We start from the raw sequence: 14,970 nt of genomic DNA, 5'->3' as shown, positions 1-14,970 counted from the left end.
CTATGTGCCCTGTGGCCGGGTCCAGCGATCGATCAGGCGCTGAGCCGGGCGCTCGACCCCGTGGTGGGCGGCGATGGCCAGCAGCAGGATGACGCCGAACAGGGCCAGCGCGAACAGGTCGTTGATCCAGACCGAGCCGAAATCGATGCGCCGGCCGCCCGGCACCCATTCGATCTTTCGCGCCACGATCATCAGGACCGTCAGCACGAACATGTGGACCATGTAGATGGCGAAGGACCATCGACCCAGGGTGACAGGCGTCGGATGGTCCAGCATCCGCGACACGGCCCCCTCCTCGCCCGCGAAGACCCAGACGACAGCCAGAAAGATCAGCGTCACCGCCACCGTGAACGGCCCCGTGGCCCAACCGATAAAGACGCAGAGCGCCACGACGGCGGTGATTTCCAGCACAGTGGCGGCCAGTCCCTTCAGGCGCGGGATGCGGGTCCAGACGCCCTGCAGCAGACACCCGAGGAAGAAGCCGTAGACCGCTCTCGGCACGGCGAAGTCGTAGGTCGTGTTCATCCAGCGTCGGGCGCAGGTCAGGACGATGATGCCGCCGATCACCGCCAGCACAGCACCGATCCAGCGGAAGCGTCGGGGCGCAAGCAGCACCAGACCCGCGAAGATCAGATAGCAGGCAACCTCGGCACTCAGCGTCCATGATGGCCCGTTCCAGGTCAGGGACGGCAAGACGTGCCAGGCCTGAACCAGCAGCAGATTGGCGACGATCGCCTCCACCGACCGGTCGCGCTCGAACGGCACCGCACCGTCGATGTGGAACCACAGCCGCGCCAGTTCCAGCCCGACGAACGCCAGAAGCATCAGGACGTGCAGCGGCCAGACGCGGCCCAGACGCCGCACCATGAAACGGCCCGCGTCGCGCGGGGACTTCAGCCGCCCCGCATAGGCATGGGCAATGACGAAGCCGGACAGGACGAAGAAATAGTCGACGAACAGATAGCCGTGCTGGACCAGACCCCAGTCGCGCCAGTGGCTGGCGACCGGCATGTGGAACATGACCACCAGAATCGCACAGATGCCACGCAGGGAATCGAGCGCCTCGAAGCGGCGGGGGGTGGAGGGGGCGTTGGCTTTCACGCGGTCGTGATAGCGCTGCGGTGACTTGAGGGGTAGCGCCCATCCCGCGCTCAAGCAGGGAGGCTCCGCGAGCCGAGCGATAGCGCTCTACTTGAGAGGATGGAGGCCTGGCCTCCGAGTTGAACGGAGGGTCTACGGGTTTGCACACCCGTTGCGTCGCCCCTCCGCCACCAGGCCGTGTCCGAGAGCGATGTCACTATGCAGCCGAGACGTTGAAAGTGTCCTGACGGACACGGTTGACGCCGCGTTCACCCTCTTGCCGCAACGGTTGGCCATACTGGCGCGCTATTTGTATGGATCATGGGCGGCCGGACCGGCTGCAGACATTCGAGATTTCATGCGCTTCGACTATCGCCTCGCCCTGATCGCCTGCGTGTCCGCCTGCGCCCCCATGCTGCCGGAAGCGCCCCCCGTCGCGCCGTCCGTACCGGTTCCCGCGACCCAGCCCCCCCGGCCGACGACCCCGGCCACGACCGCCCCCGCTCAGGCCGCAGGCGTGGACCAGCCCGGGTTCGAAGGCTGGAAACAGGGTTTCCTGAACCGCAAGGGGGGGTCACGGCGCGCGCAGTACGAACAGCAGCTGGCCAACCTGACGCCGGACCCCGAGGTCATCCGCCTGGACGGCAACCAGCCGGAGTTCAGTCGCCCGGCCGGGGCCTATATCTCCAACGCCGCGTCCGCCGCGCGGATCGCCGAGGCGCGTCGCCGCATCGATGCCGTGCCGTGGGGCGTGACCCAGCGGTTCGGCGTCCCGGCCGAGATTCTGGTGTCGATCTGGGGCAATGAATCCAGCTTCGGCCAGGTGCAGGGAACCAGCGACGTGATCCGCTCGCTGGCCACCCTGGCCTATGAGGGCCGTCGCCGCGACTGGGCCGAAGGCCAGCTGAAGGACGCGCTGGACATCGTCATCGACGGCAAGCGCGAACGGTCGGGTCTCAAGGGCAGCTGGGCCGGGGCCATGGGCCAGACCCAGTTCATGCCGGACAACTATCTGAGGCTCGGCGTCGACCAGAACGGCGACGGGCGGGTCGACATCTGGGGCACGGACGCCGACGCCCTGGCCTCGGCCGCCAATCTGCTGGCCCAGGCGGGCTGGAAGCGCGGGCAGGCCTGGGGCTATGAGGTCGTTCTGCCGTCCGGTTTCGACTATTCCCTGGCGGAAGCGGACGGCCATCCCTGGAGCTACTGGGCCCAGCGCGGCGTGACCCTGGCGCATGGGGGTCAGCCCACGCCGGAGGAGGCGGCCGAGATGGGCATCGTGCTGTTGCCGCAGGGCGCGCGCGGGGCGGCCTTCCTGGCCCTGCCCAACCACTATGTGATCCGCCGCTACAACAACTCGGCCAGCTATGCCCTGGCGATCGGGCTGACGGCCGACGGGGTGGCGGGCAAGCCGGGACTGGTCGGCACCTGGCCCGACGACGGCCCGATCTCGCGCGAGCAGCGCTTCGGGGCCCAGACGGCCCTGGCGCGCATGGGATACGACCCCGGCGGCATCGACGGTGTCATCGGCTCGGGTACCCGGCGTGCCCTGAGGCAGTGGCAGATCGCGAACGGGCGCGTGGCGGATGGGTACCTGACCGCCGCGATCGCGGACGAGCTGATGCGCGGGATGTGAGTGTGATACCCCTCTCCCAGAGGGAGAGGGATATCTACTCCTTCAACCGCCAGGTCGCGCCAGTGGGGCCGTCCATGACCACGACGTTCAGCGCCGTCAGGCGATCGCGAATTCGGTCGGCCTCGGGCCAGTTCTTCTCGGCCCGGGCGGTGACCCGTTCGGCCAGCAGGGCCTCGACCTCTGTCTTCAGGGCATCGTCGGCCCCGCCCTCGAACCAGGCGTCGGGCGTGGACAGGAGGACGCCCAGGATCCGGGCCGACGCCATCAGCTCGGCCTTGGCGATGCCGACGGCCTTGTGATCGCCCGCCGTCATGGCGCGCTCGATCTCGCTGGACAGGGCGAACAGGGTGGCCATGGCGCCCGGCGTGTTCAGGTCGTCGCTGATCGCCGCCAGGAACTCCGGCGACGGCATGTCACCCAGCGCCTCGACCCCCTCGGCCCGACGCAGCGCCCCGTAGAGGCGGTCCAGGTTCTTGCGCGACTGGTCCAGCAGCCCCTGATTCCAGTCCAGCGGCTGGCGATAGTGGGCGCTCAGCAGGGCCCAGCGGACGACCTCGCCCGGTATGGTCTGAACCAGGTCGTGCAGCAAAAGGACGTTGCCGACCGACTTGGACATCTTTTCCGCATCGACGGTCAGAAAGCCGTTGTGCATCCAGTAGCGGCTGTATGCCGCGTGCGCCTGGTCGCCCTGCGCGTGGCCGTGCGCGCAGACGCCCTGGGCGATCTCGTTCTCGTGGTGGGGGAAGACCAGGTCGATGCCGCCGCCGTGGATGTCGATGGGCAGGCCCAGCACCTGTTCGATCATGGCCGAGCATTCGATGTGCCAGCCGGGTCGACCCTCGCCCCACGGCGATGGCCAGGACGGCTCGTCGGGTTTGGTCGGTTTCCACAGGACGAAGTCGTGCGGGTTCTTCTTGTAGGGGGCCACCTCCACACGCGCGCCGGCGATCATGTCGTCCAGGTTCCGGCCCGACAGCGCGCCGTAGGACGGATAGCTGGACACGTCGAACAGCACATGCCCCTCGGCGGCATAGGCGCAGCCCTGATCCACGATCTGGCCGATCTGTTTGACGATCGCCTGCATATGATCGGTGACGTGCGGGGCGATGTCGGGCGGCGTCACGTTCAGGGCCGTCATGTCGGCCAGATAGGCGGCCTCGTAACGCGCGGTGACCTCGCCGATCGGCACGCCCTCGCGGTGGGCCTTCTGGTTGATCTTGTCGTCCACGTCGGTGACGTTGCGGGCATAGACGACGGCCTCTGCCCCGTATTCGCGCCGCAGCAACCGCACCAGCACGTCGAACACCACCGGCGGCCGCGCATTGCCGATGTGGGCGAAGTCGTAGACCGTCGGCCCGCAGACATAGAGCGTCACCCGTTCCGGATCGCGCGGGACGAAGGCCCGTTTCTCGCGCTTCAGGGTGTCGTGCAGAAAAAGCGTCATTATGAAGCGGAGCCGTTCGGATTCTTGCAGGGTTGGGTCTTGCTCCCATATAGCCGTCACAGCCGGGCGAACAGCCGTGGTTACGAATAGGGAGAGCGACGCGCGTCAATCCGGGACCTTCGTTCCGGCGCTACTGGTCGCTAAAATCATCTTATGGACGCATCCGCCTCCAGGCCGACCCTCGTCGGCAACGATCACCTGACCCGTCCGACGCGGGAAGAGGCCCTGGCGGCCGTGCGCACCCTGATCGCCTGGTCGGGGGACAACCCCGACCGCGAGGGCCTGCTGGACACGCCCAAGCGGGTCGTCGACGCCTATGGCGAATGGTTCGAGGGCTACACCGCCGACCCGGCCAAGGAACTGAGCCGCACCTTCGAGGACGTGCAGGGCTATGACGACATGGTCCTGCTGCGCGACATCGAGGTCGAGAGCCACTGCGAGCACCACATGGCCCCCTTCCTGGGCAAGGCCTATGTCGCCTATCTGCCGACCGAGAAGGTCGTGGGCATCTCCAAGATCGCGCGGGTGGTGGAAATCTTCTCCAAGCGGCTGCAGACGCAGGAAACCCTGACCCAGGAGATCGCCGGCGCGCTGGAGGATCACCTGTCGCCCGCAGGCGTCGCCGTGCTGATCGACGCCGAGCACCAGTGCATGACGACGCGCGGCGTGCACCACCGCCACGTCTCGACCATCACCACGCGCTTCACCGGCCAGTTCAAGAGCGACCCGGCCCTGATCGAGCGGTTCCTCAAGCTTGCGAAGGGCTGATCTTCGCCTGATCGGCGAAAACCGGGTCGGCGGAACCGACTGACGCCCGAGACCGCTTTACAAGCCGGGCGCCAGACGCCAGAAACCGTTCGAACCGTATAGCGTCGCTCGTGGCCGTGGCCTGAGCCTGCATGGAGAAGACATCGTATGGCTGCCAAGCTCTCAGGCCCCGGTGGACAAGGTGGCAAGACCATCGCCCAGAACGCGGACATCAACGTCACGCCGTTCGTCGATATCATGCTGGTGCTGCTGATCATCTTCATGGTCGTGGCCCCGCTGGCGACCGTGTCGATCCGCCTCGACCTGCCGCCGGCGACGCCGCCGGACCCCAGCGTCGAACAGAAGGAGCCGGTCTATATCTCCATCCAGGAGAGCGGCTCGATCTTCATCGCCGACAAGCAGACGGCGATCGAGACCCTGATCCCGGACGTCTGCGCGGCCCTCGGTGGCGGCAACCCGGGCTGCAAGGAAGAACGTGTGTTCGTCCGCGCCCAGCCGGAAGTGAAATACAACCAGTTCATGGAAGTCATGAACGCGCTGCAGGAGCAGGGCTTCTACAAGGTCGGCCTGCTGAACGAAGACATCACCTGAGCCGACGCTCAACCGATCGAATCAAGGCCGCGTCTCGAAAGGGACGCGGCCTTTTTCGTTGCGCTCAGTCCAGCGCCCCGCGCACGCCCCGGGACTCGATCCGGCTCAGAGCGTCGCCGACGGCCTGCAAGAAGCGGCCGTCCTGGGCCAGCGCTCGCGGCACGATGCCCGGCAGGTCCGCGATCGCCCGCACTCGTGCAAGGGCCGAAGACGAATCGGAAAGCGCATCGGCCAGACGATCCACCAAGGGGTCGTCGACGACGTAGGCCACGCCCGTCTCGTCCACCCCGGCCTGCCAGCGGATCCACGCCGCGACGCCGAGGGCCAGCGCTTCGATCCCCTGCCCGGCGTTCAACCGGTCCGTCATCGTGGCCAGCAGGCGCTGGGGCAGCTTCTGAGAGCCGTCCATGGCGATCTGGTGCGTGCGATGCCCAAGGGCGGCATTGCGGAATCGGGCCATCAGGTCCCGTCGATAGGCGGCGACATTCAACCCCGGCGGGGGGCTAAGCGTCGTCTGCGCTTCGTCCCACAGACGCTCCACAAAGGCGGTGAAGGCGGGTTCGGCCACGACCTGGTGCACGAATGTGTGTCCCGCCAGACCGCCGAGATAGGCGATCGAGGAGTGGGCTCCATTCAGCAGCCGCAGCTTGGCGTCCTCCCACGGCGTGACATCGTCGGTCATCTGCACGCCCAGCGCCTCAAAGTTCGGGCGGGGGCCCCGGAAACGATCCTCGATGACCCATTGGGTGAAGGGTTCGGTCTTGACCATGCCGTGATCCACGACGCCCAGCCGCCTTGCCAGAGCGTCGATGTCCTCCGGGGTGGTCGCGGGCACGATCCGGTCGACCATCGTGGCCGGAAAGGCCCCTGCCCGCTTGATCCAGTCGGCCAGTTCGGGATCGGCCCGCTCTGCCATGCCCACCACCGCCGCCAGCACCCGCGCCCCATTGTGCGGAAGGTTGTCGCACGACACGACGGTGAATGGGGCCAGGCCGCGTCGCCGGCGTTCAGCCAGCGCCGCCACCAGGAAGCCCGGCGCGGTCCTGGGTGCGGTGAGATCCGCCAGATCCGCGGCGACGTCGGGATCGGTCTGGATCAGCGCGCCGGAGGCCGGATCGAGGCGGTAACCCTTCTCGGTGACCGTCAGGCTGACGATGTGGACCTCTGGAGAGGCCATCGCCTGGACCACGGCGACGGGGTCTTCCGGGGCCACCAGAACGCCCTGGATCGCTCCGATCACACGGGTCCGCTCAGTGTCGCCGTCGCGCACAAGCAGGCTGTAGAGGCCGTCCTGGGGCTGCAGCTGATCGCGGACACCGGGCGAACGCAACGACACGCCCAGCACGCCCCAACGCATGTCGCCGGACCGCAGGGCGTCGTCGAACACCACCGCCTGATGCGCCCGGTGAAACGCCCCGAGGCCCAGGTGCACGACGCCGGTGCGGACCGCCGCGCGGTCGTAGCCGGGGCGTTCGACCGGGGCCGGCAGATCGCCGAGCGTCGCCTCCGACAGCCGCATCACAGCCGATAGGCCGCCTTGACCAGGTCGTAGGCCAGGGCGCGGGCCACCTCGTGCGCCTCGTCCTCCTCCAGCCGGTGCTCGACCACCAGCCGGGCCAGATGGCCGCAGTCCATGCGGCGGGCGACGTCGTGGCGGGCCGGAATCGACAGGAAGGCCCGCGTGTCGTCGTTGAAGCCGACGGTGTTGTAGAAGCCGGCGGTCTCGGTCGCCTGCTCGCGGAAGCGGCGCATGCCCTCCGGGCTGTCGTGGAACCACCAGGGCGGCCCCAGCCTGATCGCCGGATAGTGGCCGGCCAGGGGGGCCAGCTCGCGGCTGTAGGCCGTTTCGTCCAGGGTGAAGACGATGATCGTCAAACCCGGCTCGGACCCGAACCGGTCCAGCAGCGGCTTCAGCGCGGACACATAGTCCGTCCGGGTCGGAATATCGGCGCCCTTGTCCCGACCGAAGCGGGCGAAGACCGCCGCGTTGTGATTGCGGAAGCTGCCCGGATGGATCTGCATGACCAGCCCGTCGTCCAGGCTCATGGCCGCCATTTCAGTCAGCATATGGCCCCGGAACAGCTCGGCCTCGGCCGGGGTGACGGTGCCGGCGGCGACCCTGGCGAACAGGGCGCGGATGTCGGCGTCGGGTAGGTCGGCGGTGAAGGCGGTCGGGTGGCCGTGATCCGTCGAGGTCGCACCATGATCGGCGAAGAAGGCGCGTCGGTCGCGCAGCGCGGCCAGATAGCCGTCCCAGCTCTGCGTATCCTCGCCGGTGATCTCGCCCAGCCTGCGCAGGTTGGCGTGGAAACCTTCGAAGTCCGGGTCCAGCACCGGGTCCGGACGGAAGGCGGTGACCACCCTGCCCTTCCAGCCCGAGGCCTGGATCGCCGCGTGGTGGATCAGGGGATCCAGCGGGCTCTCGGTCGTGGCGATCAGTTCGATATTGTAGCGCTCGAACAGCGCGCGGGGCCGAAAGGCCTCGGTCTTCAGGGCCGCGTCGATGACGTCATAGTAGTGGTCCGCCGTCTCGGCAGACAGGCGGACGTCGAGGCCGAAGGCCTGGGTGTAGACCCAGTCGTGCCACATCCGCGAGGGCGTGCCCCGGAACAGGTGATAGCGCTCGGCGAACCGACGCCAGATCGCGCGGGGGTCGGTCTCCACCGGCCCCCCATCCTCGCGCGGAACGCCCAGGTCTTCCAGCGGGACGCCCTGGCTGAACAGCATGCGAAAGACATAGTGGTCCGGGGTGATCAGCAGCTCGGCCGGATCGGACCAGGGCGCATTCGTCGCGAACCAGGCGGGATCGGTATGCCCATGAGGGCTGACGATCGGTAGATCCGCCACGTCCGCATGCAGGCGGCGCGCCACCGCGCGGGTGTCGGGATCGGCCGGAAACAGGCGGTCGGGGTGCAGGCGGAGCGGCTGGGGCATGGCGGCAGGCTTAACGCGACACCGGTGTCACCGTCCAGCCGTCAGCCCTGCCATCGACGCAGCGCCTCCGTCGGACTGAGAACCCCCGCCGGGGCGGTGATCGTCCCTGGCGCGCGGGAAAAGCGTGGCGCGGGCGCGGGCTGGGTCAGGCCATTGGCGGTCGCGAATGTCTCGCGCGCGAGATTGTGCGGGTGCGCGGCCGCCTCTCCAAAGCTCAGCACCGGCGACACGCAGGCGTCCACGCCGTCGAAGACCTCGGCCCAGGCGTCGCGTGGTCGCGTCAGGAAGGCCGCGGCGAACGCCGCCGTCATCTCGGGCCAGACCGACCGGTCATGCTGGGCGAACCGGTCCTGCGCGATGCCGAGCCCGTCCAGCAGCAGGGCGAAGAATTGTGGCTCCAGTGCCCCCACCGCGACATGACCGCCGTCCGCGCAGGCATAGCAGCGATAGAAGGGCGCGCTGCCGTCGATCAGATTCGAGGCCCGCCGGTCCGACCATAGACCGCTGGCGATCATGGCGTGAAACAGGCTGGACAGAACCGCCGTCCCCTCGACCATGGCGACGTCCACCGCCTGGCCCTGGCCGGTCGCGCGTGCGCTCATGACCGCCGACAGCAGGCCGACGACCGCGAACATCGCCCCTCCGCCATAGTCGCCCAGATAGTTCAGCGGCGGCACCGGCGGCCGGTCCGCCTCACCCATCGCATGCAGTGCGCCGGTCAGGGCGATATAGTTGATGTCATGCCCGGCCCGCGGTGCCAGCGGCCCCGTCTGGCCCCATCCCGTCACCCGCACGAAGGCCAGCTTCGGATTGACGGCCAGGCAGTCCTCAGGGCCCAGACCCAACCGCTCCATCACGCCAGGGCGAAAGCCCTCCATGACGGCGTCCGCGCGCGCGATGAGATCGAGCACGGACGCCCGGTCATCGGCGTCCTTCAGATCGACCTCGATATGACCCCGGTTTCGGTGAAGCACAGCGCCGCCGATGTCGTCCCAGATCTTGCTGGCGTCAGCCCTGCGTGCGACGCGAACCACGTCGCACCCCAGATCGGCCAGGATCATGCAGGCCAGGGGCACCGGTCCGATCGCGTCGCACTCGACGACGCGCAGGCCGTCGAGGGGTCCAGCCTGTGTCATTCTCCCCCGCCCCGCCTATTCCCACTCGATTATCCGCACTCATCATAAGTAGTTGAGTTTGCTAGTCAAAATATTTTACCCCTTTTGCTACGCCGCCCAGTATGCCGTCAAAAAGTCGGGCTGTTGATTTCATTGGGAAATTCTTAGCCTTCTCAGGAGTCGGCCCTCCAAGATCAATCGCTACCTATCGCCCTGTCCATCGCATTTCGGGGCCGGCGGCGCATCATCTAACATGGTCAAACAGGCAACAAGAATACCGTCACGCTCCCTCGGAGGGTGGGAATTATCGCGCATCTGAGATGCGCGATAATCCTGCTTCGCGATTGCGCTGAGCGGTTAGAGACCCAGACCGCAGGCTTGGCGAATTGCCAGCTGGACCACCGAAGGCGTCACCGCGGGGTCAAATCCCCCTCTGGGCAACAACGGGGGCTGAGCCATGAAACGTGGCTGCGTTCCGCGATGGGCTTGGGCTGCATGGACCAGAAAAGGATGGCACAGAAAGACGGTGCCGGCCAATCCGGTTGCCAGTTCAACCTTGCATTGCGCGGTCGATGCAAAGCCATCGACCGCGAGTTGCCGTAATGAGACGCCCCGTTCGCCATGAGGCAGCAATTCCCGCGCGATAATTGCGTGAGAGCCTTTGCGAATGCGCGTTGGCGCATCATCCCGTCCTACGTCCGACAACAGGAATAGCATCAGCAAGGCGCGTCCACTGCTCGTTACGTTGACGCGCCATTCCATGAAGTCGGCAGAGTCGCCAAAACTGGCATCCACATGCCAGCCATCGTCGGCCGGGGCATCCGATGACGGAAAGCGGATTGGAAATGATCCAAGGCCTCGCGGCCTAAGCCAACGGTCCACACCGACGAGTTGATCGTAGGCGCGATGAAGTTGCGGCGTGTTGGCGGCCTCGACAAATGGGGCAGAAGCCATCGATGCGACGCGGATGACCGGCTGTGTCCATTCATCCGGATCATCAGGGGACAGGCCGATCTCGTCCCACAATTCTTTCCTACATTGCTTCGCGAGGTCAGGACTGAAGGCACCTTCAAGCTTGACGAAACCATCGTCGATGAAGTTTCTCGCCTGACGATCTGTCAGGCCAATATGCTCACTATCTGGCATATACATTCTCCGTTCGGCGGCCGCATCAGCAACGCCGAAGTGATCTGAAAAAGCGCGCGCAAGCGCGCAAACGACAAAGTCGTTCAGATCAGTGGGAAGAACGTGGACTTAAACATGATCGCGCTGGTTTAGGTCAGCCTTGGCTGCCAATCAAGTGGATAGCAGACCGGACCGGTGCTTGTCGGGCCGATGCCCGCCCCGCCGAAACCACGCTATGGCCGCGGATTCTACTACCCCTCACTCCCACTCGATCGTGCCGGGCGGCTTGGACGTGACGTCGTAGACGACCCGGTTCACGCCACGGACCTCGTTCACGATGCGCGTGGCGCAGCGGCCCAGGACGTCCCAGGGAAACTCGAAGAAGTCGGCCGTCATGCCGTCGGTCGAGGTCACCGCCCGCAAGGCCAGCACCTTCTCATAGGTCCGCGCGTCGCCCATGACGCCGACGGTCTTGACCGGCAGCAACACCGCGAAGGCCTGCCAGATCTTGTCGTAGAGACCGGCCTTGCGGATTTCGTCCAGATAGATGGCGTCGGCCTGTTGCAGGGTCTCGACGGCGTCGGGGGTGATCTCGCCAGGGATGCGGATGGCCAGCCCCGGTCCCGGGAAGGGGTGACGGCCCACGAAAGCATCCGTCAGCCCCAGTTCGCGACCCAGGGCGCGGACCTCGTCCTTGAACAGCTCGCGCAGAGGTTCGACCAGCTTCAGCTTCATATAGTCGGGCAGGCCGCCGACGTTGTGGTGGCTCTTGATCACGTGGGCCTTGCCGCTGGACGAGGACACGCTCTCGATCACGTCGGGATACAGCGTCCCCTGGGCCAGGAATTCGGCCCCCTCGATCTTGCTCGCCTCACGGTCGAACACCTCGATGAAGACGCGGCCGATGATCTTGCGCTTGGTCTCGGGGTCCGACTGACCCGCCAGTTCGCCGAGAAATTCCTTCGAGGCATCAACGTGGATCAGGGGGATGTTGTAGTGCTCCCGGAACAGGGTCGTGACCTGGGTCGCCTCGTCCTTTCGCAGCAGGCCGGTGTCGACGAACACGCAGGTCAGCTGGTCGCCGATCGCCTCGTGGATCAGGACCGCGGCCACCGACGAGTCCACGCCGCCCGACAGGCCGCAGATCACCTTGGCCGACCCGACCTGTTCGCGGATCTGGGCGATCTTCTCGTCGCGATAGGCGGCCATGGTCCAGTCGCCCTTCAGCCCGGCGATGCCGTGGGTGAAGTTCTTCAGCATCTGATGGCCGCGCGGAGTGTGCATCACCTCTGGGTGGAACTGGACGCCATAGAACCGGCGCGCCTCGTCGGCGATGACGGCATAGGGCGAGCCTGACGACGACGCGACGACGTCGAAGCCGGCGGGGATGGCGACGATCTTGTCGCCGTGGCTCATCCAGACGGTCTCGTCCTCGCCGACGGGGGCCAGACCGGCCAGCAGCGGCGAGACCTTTTCAACGGTGATCTCGGCGCGGCCAAACTCGCGGGTGTGGCCGCCCTCGACCTTGCCGCCCAGTTGTTCGCACATCGTCATCTCGCCGTAGCAGATGCCCAGCACGGGCACCCCGGCCTCGAACACGCCCTGCGGCGCGCGGGGGCTGCCCTCCTCGTGGACGCTCTCGGGACCGCCCGACAGGATGATCGCGGCCGGCTTCATCGCCTCGAGCGCGGCCTGCGCCTTCGCATAGGGATGGATCTCGCAATAGACGCTGGCCTCGCGCAGGCGCCGCGCGATCAGCTGCGTCACCTGACTGCCGAAGTCGACGATGAGGACCTTCTGGTGGGCATCAACAGACACGTTCAGTTTCCTCTATTTTCAAGCCAGACCCGGCGCTCGATGGTCTCGGCGAGATAGCAGTCGGCGAAGGCGACCGCGGCGCGCGTTCCACCCCCGGCCTGCGCACGATCCACGGCGCAATAACTGTCGCGCATCTGAATCCAGGCCCGCTCCATATCGCGCAGCTGGACCCGGCCGGACGGCGCGGCGGCGTTTCGCATCCGGCGATACACCACGTTCAGCCGCTCATCCTGCCGCTGGGTTTCGGCGGTCATGCACGCCAGACGTCGTTCGGAAACCCGCCCGGCGGCCGACATGCACTGAACATAGACGCGCGTCATCTGCGCCTGGATTTCGGGATCGGCCTGGGGGAGAAAAAGGGCGGCGGCGGCGAACAGGGCGATCATGCCGCGTCCTCGGGCAGAGGCGCGGTCAGGCGTTCGAACTCTGACTTCAGCAGGTCCAGCGCCTCGGCCAGACCTTCGTCGATGACGGCCAGTGTATCGGTCCAGTCGGACAGGCCGGTCAGGTCGGCACGGCCGTCCGAGATGCCGCGCAGGCCAAGAACCGGCACGTCGAACCGGGCGGCGGCGCGGACGACGGCATAGGTCTCCATGTCCACCATGTCGGCGTCGATGGCGTCATAGGCCTCACCCGAGACGACGGAGGCCCCCGTCGCAAGCCGCGCATAGGGCTGGCCCGCCGGTCCGCTGGCCAGCGTCAGGACGGCGGGCTGATCGAGGAAGGGCGTGACACCGGGCGGAAAGCCGATCGCCGAGGCGTCCATGTCGCGGTATCCGACCTCGTCCACCCAATAGACGCGGCCGTGCTCCAGCGTCTGCGATCCGGCCGAGCCCAGGCAGATGATGACGTCCGGCAGTCTCTCCTGCTGCGCCAGTTCGCCCAGGACCGCCGTCGTCGCCACCGCCGCCTCGACCGGGCCGACGCCGGTGATCAGCGGCTTGATGCGCGCCCGCAGCGCCGGGCCGTATTCGGCCTCCGCCGCCATGACGCACAGCGCCGTCAGCGGCCCAAAACTGGAAAGTTCGAACCTGCCGCTCACGCCCGCCGCTCATACAGGGAGACGAAGAAGCCGTCGGTATCGGTCGTCGCCGGGGACATCCGCAGGCGGTGGCCATGGGCCAATCCTGCCAATGTGTCGCGCGCCGCATCGGTGATGGCGGGTGTGCTCAGCGCCTCCGCGATCGCCACCGGCGCGAACGACGGGTGATCCTCTTCGAAGGCGTCCACGGTCGCCTCGTTCTCGACCCGCAGCATCGAGCAGGTGACATAGACCAGCCGCCCGCCGGGTTTCACCAGTTTCGCTGCCCGGGCCAGGATGGCGGTCTGCAGCGAATGCATCCGGTCCACATCCTCAGGCTTCAGCCGCCAGGCGTCCTCCGGCCGACGCCGCCAGGTACCGGAGCCGGTGCAGGGCGCGTCGACGAAGACGACATCGGCGATGCCGACGATGTCCTCGACCCCGCCGCCGTTCGGCCCCAGGTGGATCAGCTCGGCCTCGACGCCTGCGCGCGCCAGACGGGGCCGGATGTTGTCCAGCCGCTTCTGCACCACGTCGCAGGCGATCAGTCGCCCCTCGGCCTGGGCGATGGTGGCGGGTTTGGATTTCGGCCTGGGCGCATCGACCCAGCCGGTCGGGGTCCAGATGCGTTCCGGTTCGGCCGGTGCAGCCTCGACGCGCGAAGCACCGACCGCCAGACCCTGCATGGCCAGGCCCAGGGTCTTGCCCCCGCCCCCGGCGCAATAGTCGACGACGGTCATGCCGGGCTCCACGCCCGCCAGCCAGCAGACGATCTGGCTACCCTCGTCCTGGATTTCGATGCGGCCTTCCTTGAAGGCGGCCAGAGCCTGCACGTTCGGCGGCGGTTCGGCGGACAGGCGCAGGCCCCAGGCCGACCAGGGCGTCCGCTCCGGCGACAGGCCCGCCTCGCGCAGTTCGGCCATGACCTCATCGACCGAGGCCTTGGCGCCGTTGACCCGCAGGTCGATGGGCGCGCGCGGGACCATCAGGCCCGCCGCTTCCTCGGCCCAGCGCTCGCCGAAGGTGTTCCTGAAATCCTCGACCACGAACTCGGGCAGGCCCGCCGCGACCCAGCCGGGCACTTCGTCGGCGGTCATGCTGATGCGCGACCGTTCCTGTTTCGACAGCGGCTTGGGGCCGTAGCCGTCGCCCGAGTGCAGCGCCTCGATCTCCTCGACCGACAGGCCGTCGATCAGGCTGAGCGCCCCGATGACCAGCGCCCGACCGTCCTCGCGCCCGCCCATGGCCCAAACCAGACGGCCGCGCGCGCGCAGGACCTTGTAGACCTGATCGGCGATGGCCCGGCGGTCCTTGGACCCGGCATAGCGGTTCTCGGTCCCCCAGGTCTTCAGCACGGCCTCGGCCGGGGCCTTGCCCGCGCTGATGCGGTCGATGATGGCGGCGGCGGAGGCGAGACGGGCGGCGGGGGTCAAATCAG

Annotated in this window: 13 protein-coding genes; 3 read left to right on the top strand and 10 right to left on the bottom strand. The window is 67.2% G+C overall.

Annotated elements, in window-relative coordinates; translation table 11 throughout:
- Positions 1-1,101, bottom strand: a complete 1,101-nt coding sequence (locus AC1DW4_RS03050) for an acyltransferase family protein (protein ID WP_477015760.1) — start codon at positions 1,099-1,101, stop codon at positions 1-3.
- Positions 1,102-1,438: 337 nt separating this feature from the next.
- Here AC1DW4_RS03050 and AC1DW4_RS03045 point away from each other — a divergent pair, with 337 nt between their 5' ends.
- A complete protein-coding gene (locus tag AC1DW4_RS03045; RefSeq protein WP_477015759.1) occupies positions 1,439-2,716 on the top strand; it encodes a lytic murein transglycosylase in 1,278 nt (425 codons plus the stop codon).
- Between the two features lie 34 nt (positions 2,717-2,750).
- Here the strand turns inward: AC1DW4_RS03045 and cysS are convergent, their stop codons facing one another.
- Positions 2,751-4,160: a cysteine--tRNA ligase gene (gene cysS, locus AC1DW4_RS03040; RefSeq protein ID WP_477015758.1), complete on the bottom strand. Its 1,410-nt coding sequence runs from the start codon at positions 4,158-4,160 to the stop codon at positions 2,751-2,753.
- Between the two features lie 153 nt (positions 4,161-4,313).
- Between cysS and folE the strand changes: the two genes are divergently transcribed.
- Positions 4,314-4,928, top strand: coding sequence for a GTP cyclohydrolase I FolE (gene folE, locus AC1DW4_RS03035; RefSeq protein WP_477015757.1), 615 nt, complete (start codon positions 4,314-4,316; stop codon positions 4,926-4,928).
- A 147-nt stretch (positions 4,929-5,075) separates the two neighbouring features.
- Positions 5,076-5,519 (top strand): biopolymer transporter ExbD, encoded by a 444-nt coding sequence (locus AC1DW4_RS03030; RefSeq protein WP_477015756.1) that lies wholly within the window; start codon positions 5,076-5,078, stop codon positions 5,517-5,519.
- 64 nt (positions 5,520-5,583) lie between these two features.
- On the opposite strand, the gene AC1DW4_RS03025 is transcribed toward AC1DW4_RS03030, so the two are convergent.
- The 8 genes from AC1DW4_RS03025 to AC1DW4_RS02990 all read right to left on the bottom strand — a co-directional run bounded on the left by AC1DW4_RS03025 (position 5,584) and on the right by AC1DW4_RS02990 (position 14,965).
- Positions 5,584-7,038 carry a mannitol dehydrogenase family protein gene (locus AC1DW4_RS03025; RefSeq protein ID WP_477015755.1) on the bottom strand — a complete coding sequence of 485 codons (1,455 nt, stop codon included), beginning with the start codon at positions 7,036-7,038 and terminating at the stop codon, positions 5,584-5,586.
- Positions 7,038-8,453: a glucuronate isomerase gene (gene uxaC / locus AC1DW4_RS03020; protein WP_477015754.1), complete on the bottom strand. Its 1,416-nt coding sequence runs from the start codon at positions 8,451-8,453 to the stop codon at positions 7,038-7,040. The genes AC1DW4_RS03025 and uxaC overlap by 1 nt, the downstream gene beginning before the upstream one ends.
- A 41-nt stretch (positions 8,454-8,494) precedes the next feature.
- Complete coding sequence (locus tag AC1DW4_RS03015; RefSeq protein WP_477015753.1) at positions 8,495-9,589, bottom strand: CaiB/BaiF CoA transferase family protein; 1,095 nt, start codon at positions 9,587-9,589, stop codon at positions 8,495-8,497.
- Positions 9,590-9,925: 336 nt separating this feature from the next.
- Positions 9,926-10,720 carry a phytanoyl-CoA dioxygenase family protein gene (locus AC1DW4_RS03010; RefSeq protein WP_477015752.1) on the bottom strand — a complete coding sequence of 265 codons (795 nt, stop codon included), beginning with the start codon at positions 10,718-10,720 and terminating at the stop codon, positions 9,926-9,928.
- Positions 10,721-10,951: 231 nt separating this feature from the next.
- Positions 10,952-12,511, bottom strand: a complete 1,560-nt coding sequence (guaA, locus tag AC1DW4_RS03005) for a glutamine-hydrolyzing GMP synthase (protein WP_477015751.1) — start codon at positions 12,509-12,511, stop codon at positions 10,952-10,954.
- 2 nt (positions 12,512-12,513) lie between these two features.
- Positions 12,514-12,897: a lysozyme inhibitor LprI family protein gene (locus tag AC1DW4_RS03000; protein WP_477015750.1), complete on the bottom strand. Its 384-nt coding sequence runs from the start codon at positions 12,895-12,897 to the stop codon at positions 12,514-12,516.
- Complete coding sequence (locus tag AC1DW4_RS02995; RefSeq protein ID WP_477015749.1) at positions 12,894-13,553, bottom strand: 5'-methylthioadenosine/S-adenosylhomocysteine nucleosidase; 660 nt, start codon at positions 13,551-13,553, stop codon at positions 12,894-12,896. Before AC1DW4_RS02995 ends, AC1DW4_RS03000 begins: the two co-directional genes overlap by 4 nt.
- Positions 13,550-14,965: an RsmB/NOP family class I SAM-dependent RNA methyltransferase gene (locus AC1DW4_RS02990; protein WP_477015748.1), complete on the bottom strand. Its 1,416-nt coding sequence runs from the start codon at positions 14,963-14,965 to the stop codon at positions 13,550-13,552. Before AC1DW4_RS02990 ends, AC1DW4_RS02995 begins: the two co-directional genes overlap by 4 nt.
- Between the last annotated feature and the right edge of the window lie 5 nt (positions 14,966-14,970).

The organism is Brevundimonas sp. P2_A6 (assembly GCF_056404975.1).
The sequence above is the reverse complement of the archived record's forward strand: the minus strand, read 5'-3'. Positions and strand labels throughout refer to the sequence as shown.

Excerpts from the sequence above, each read along its gene's own strand:
- AC1DW4_RS03045 (WP_477015759.1), top strand. The coding sequence starts at position 1,439 with ATGCGCTTCGACTATCGCCTCGCCCTGATCGCCTGCGTGTCCGCCTGC.
- AC1DW4_RS03015 (WP_477015753.1), bottom strand. The coding sequence starts at position 9,589 with ATGACACAGGCTGGACCCCTCGACGGCCTGCGCGTCGTCGAGTGCGAC.
- folE (WP_477015757.1), top strand. The coding sequence starts at position 4,314 with ATGGACGCATCCGCCTCCAGGCCGACCCTCGTCGGCAACGATCACCTG.
- AC1DW4_RS03010 (WP_477015752.1), bottom strand. The coding sequence starts at position 10,720 with ATGTATATGCCAGATAGTGAGCATATTGGCCTGACAGATCGTCAGGCG.
- uxaC (WP_477015754.1), bottom strand. The coding sequence starts at position 8,453 with ATGCCCCAGCCGCTCCGCCTGCACCCCGACCGCCTGTTTCCGGCCGAT.
- AC1DW4_RS03030 (WP_477015756.1), top strand. The coding sequence starts at position 5,076 with ATGGCTGCCAAGCTCTCAGGCCCCGGTGGACAAGGTGGCAAGACCATC.
- AC1DW4_RS03025 (WP_477015755.1), bottom strand. The coding sequence starts at position 7,038 with ATGCGGCTGTCGGAGGCGACGCTCGGCGATCTGCCGGCCCCGGTCGAA.
- cysS (WP_477015758.1), bottom strand. The coding sequence starts at position 4,160 with ATGACGCTTTTTCTGCACGACACCCTGAAGCGCGAGAAACGGGCCTTC.
- AC1DW4_RS03000 (WP_477015750.1), bottom strand. The coding sequence starts at position 12,897 with ATGATCGCCCTGTTCGCCGCCGCCGCCCTTTTTCTCCCCCAGGCCGAT.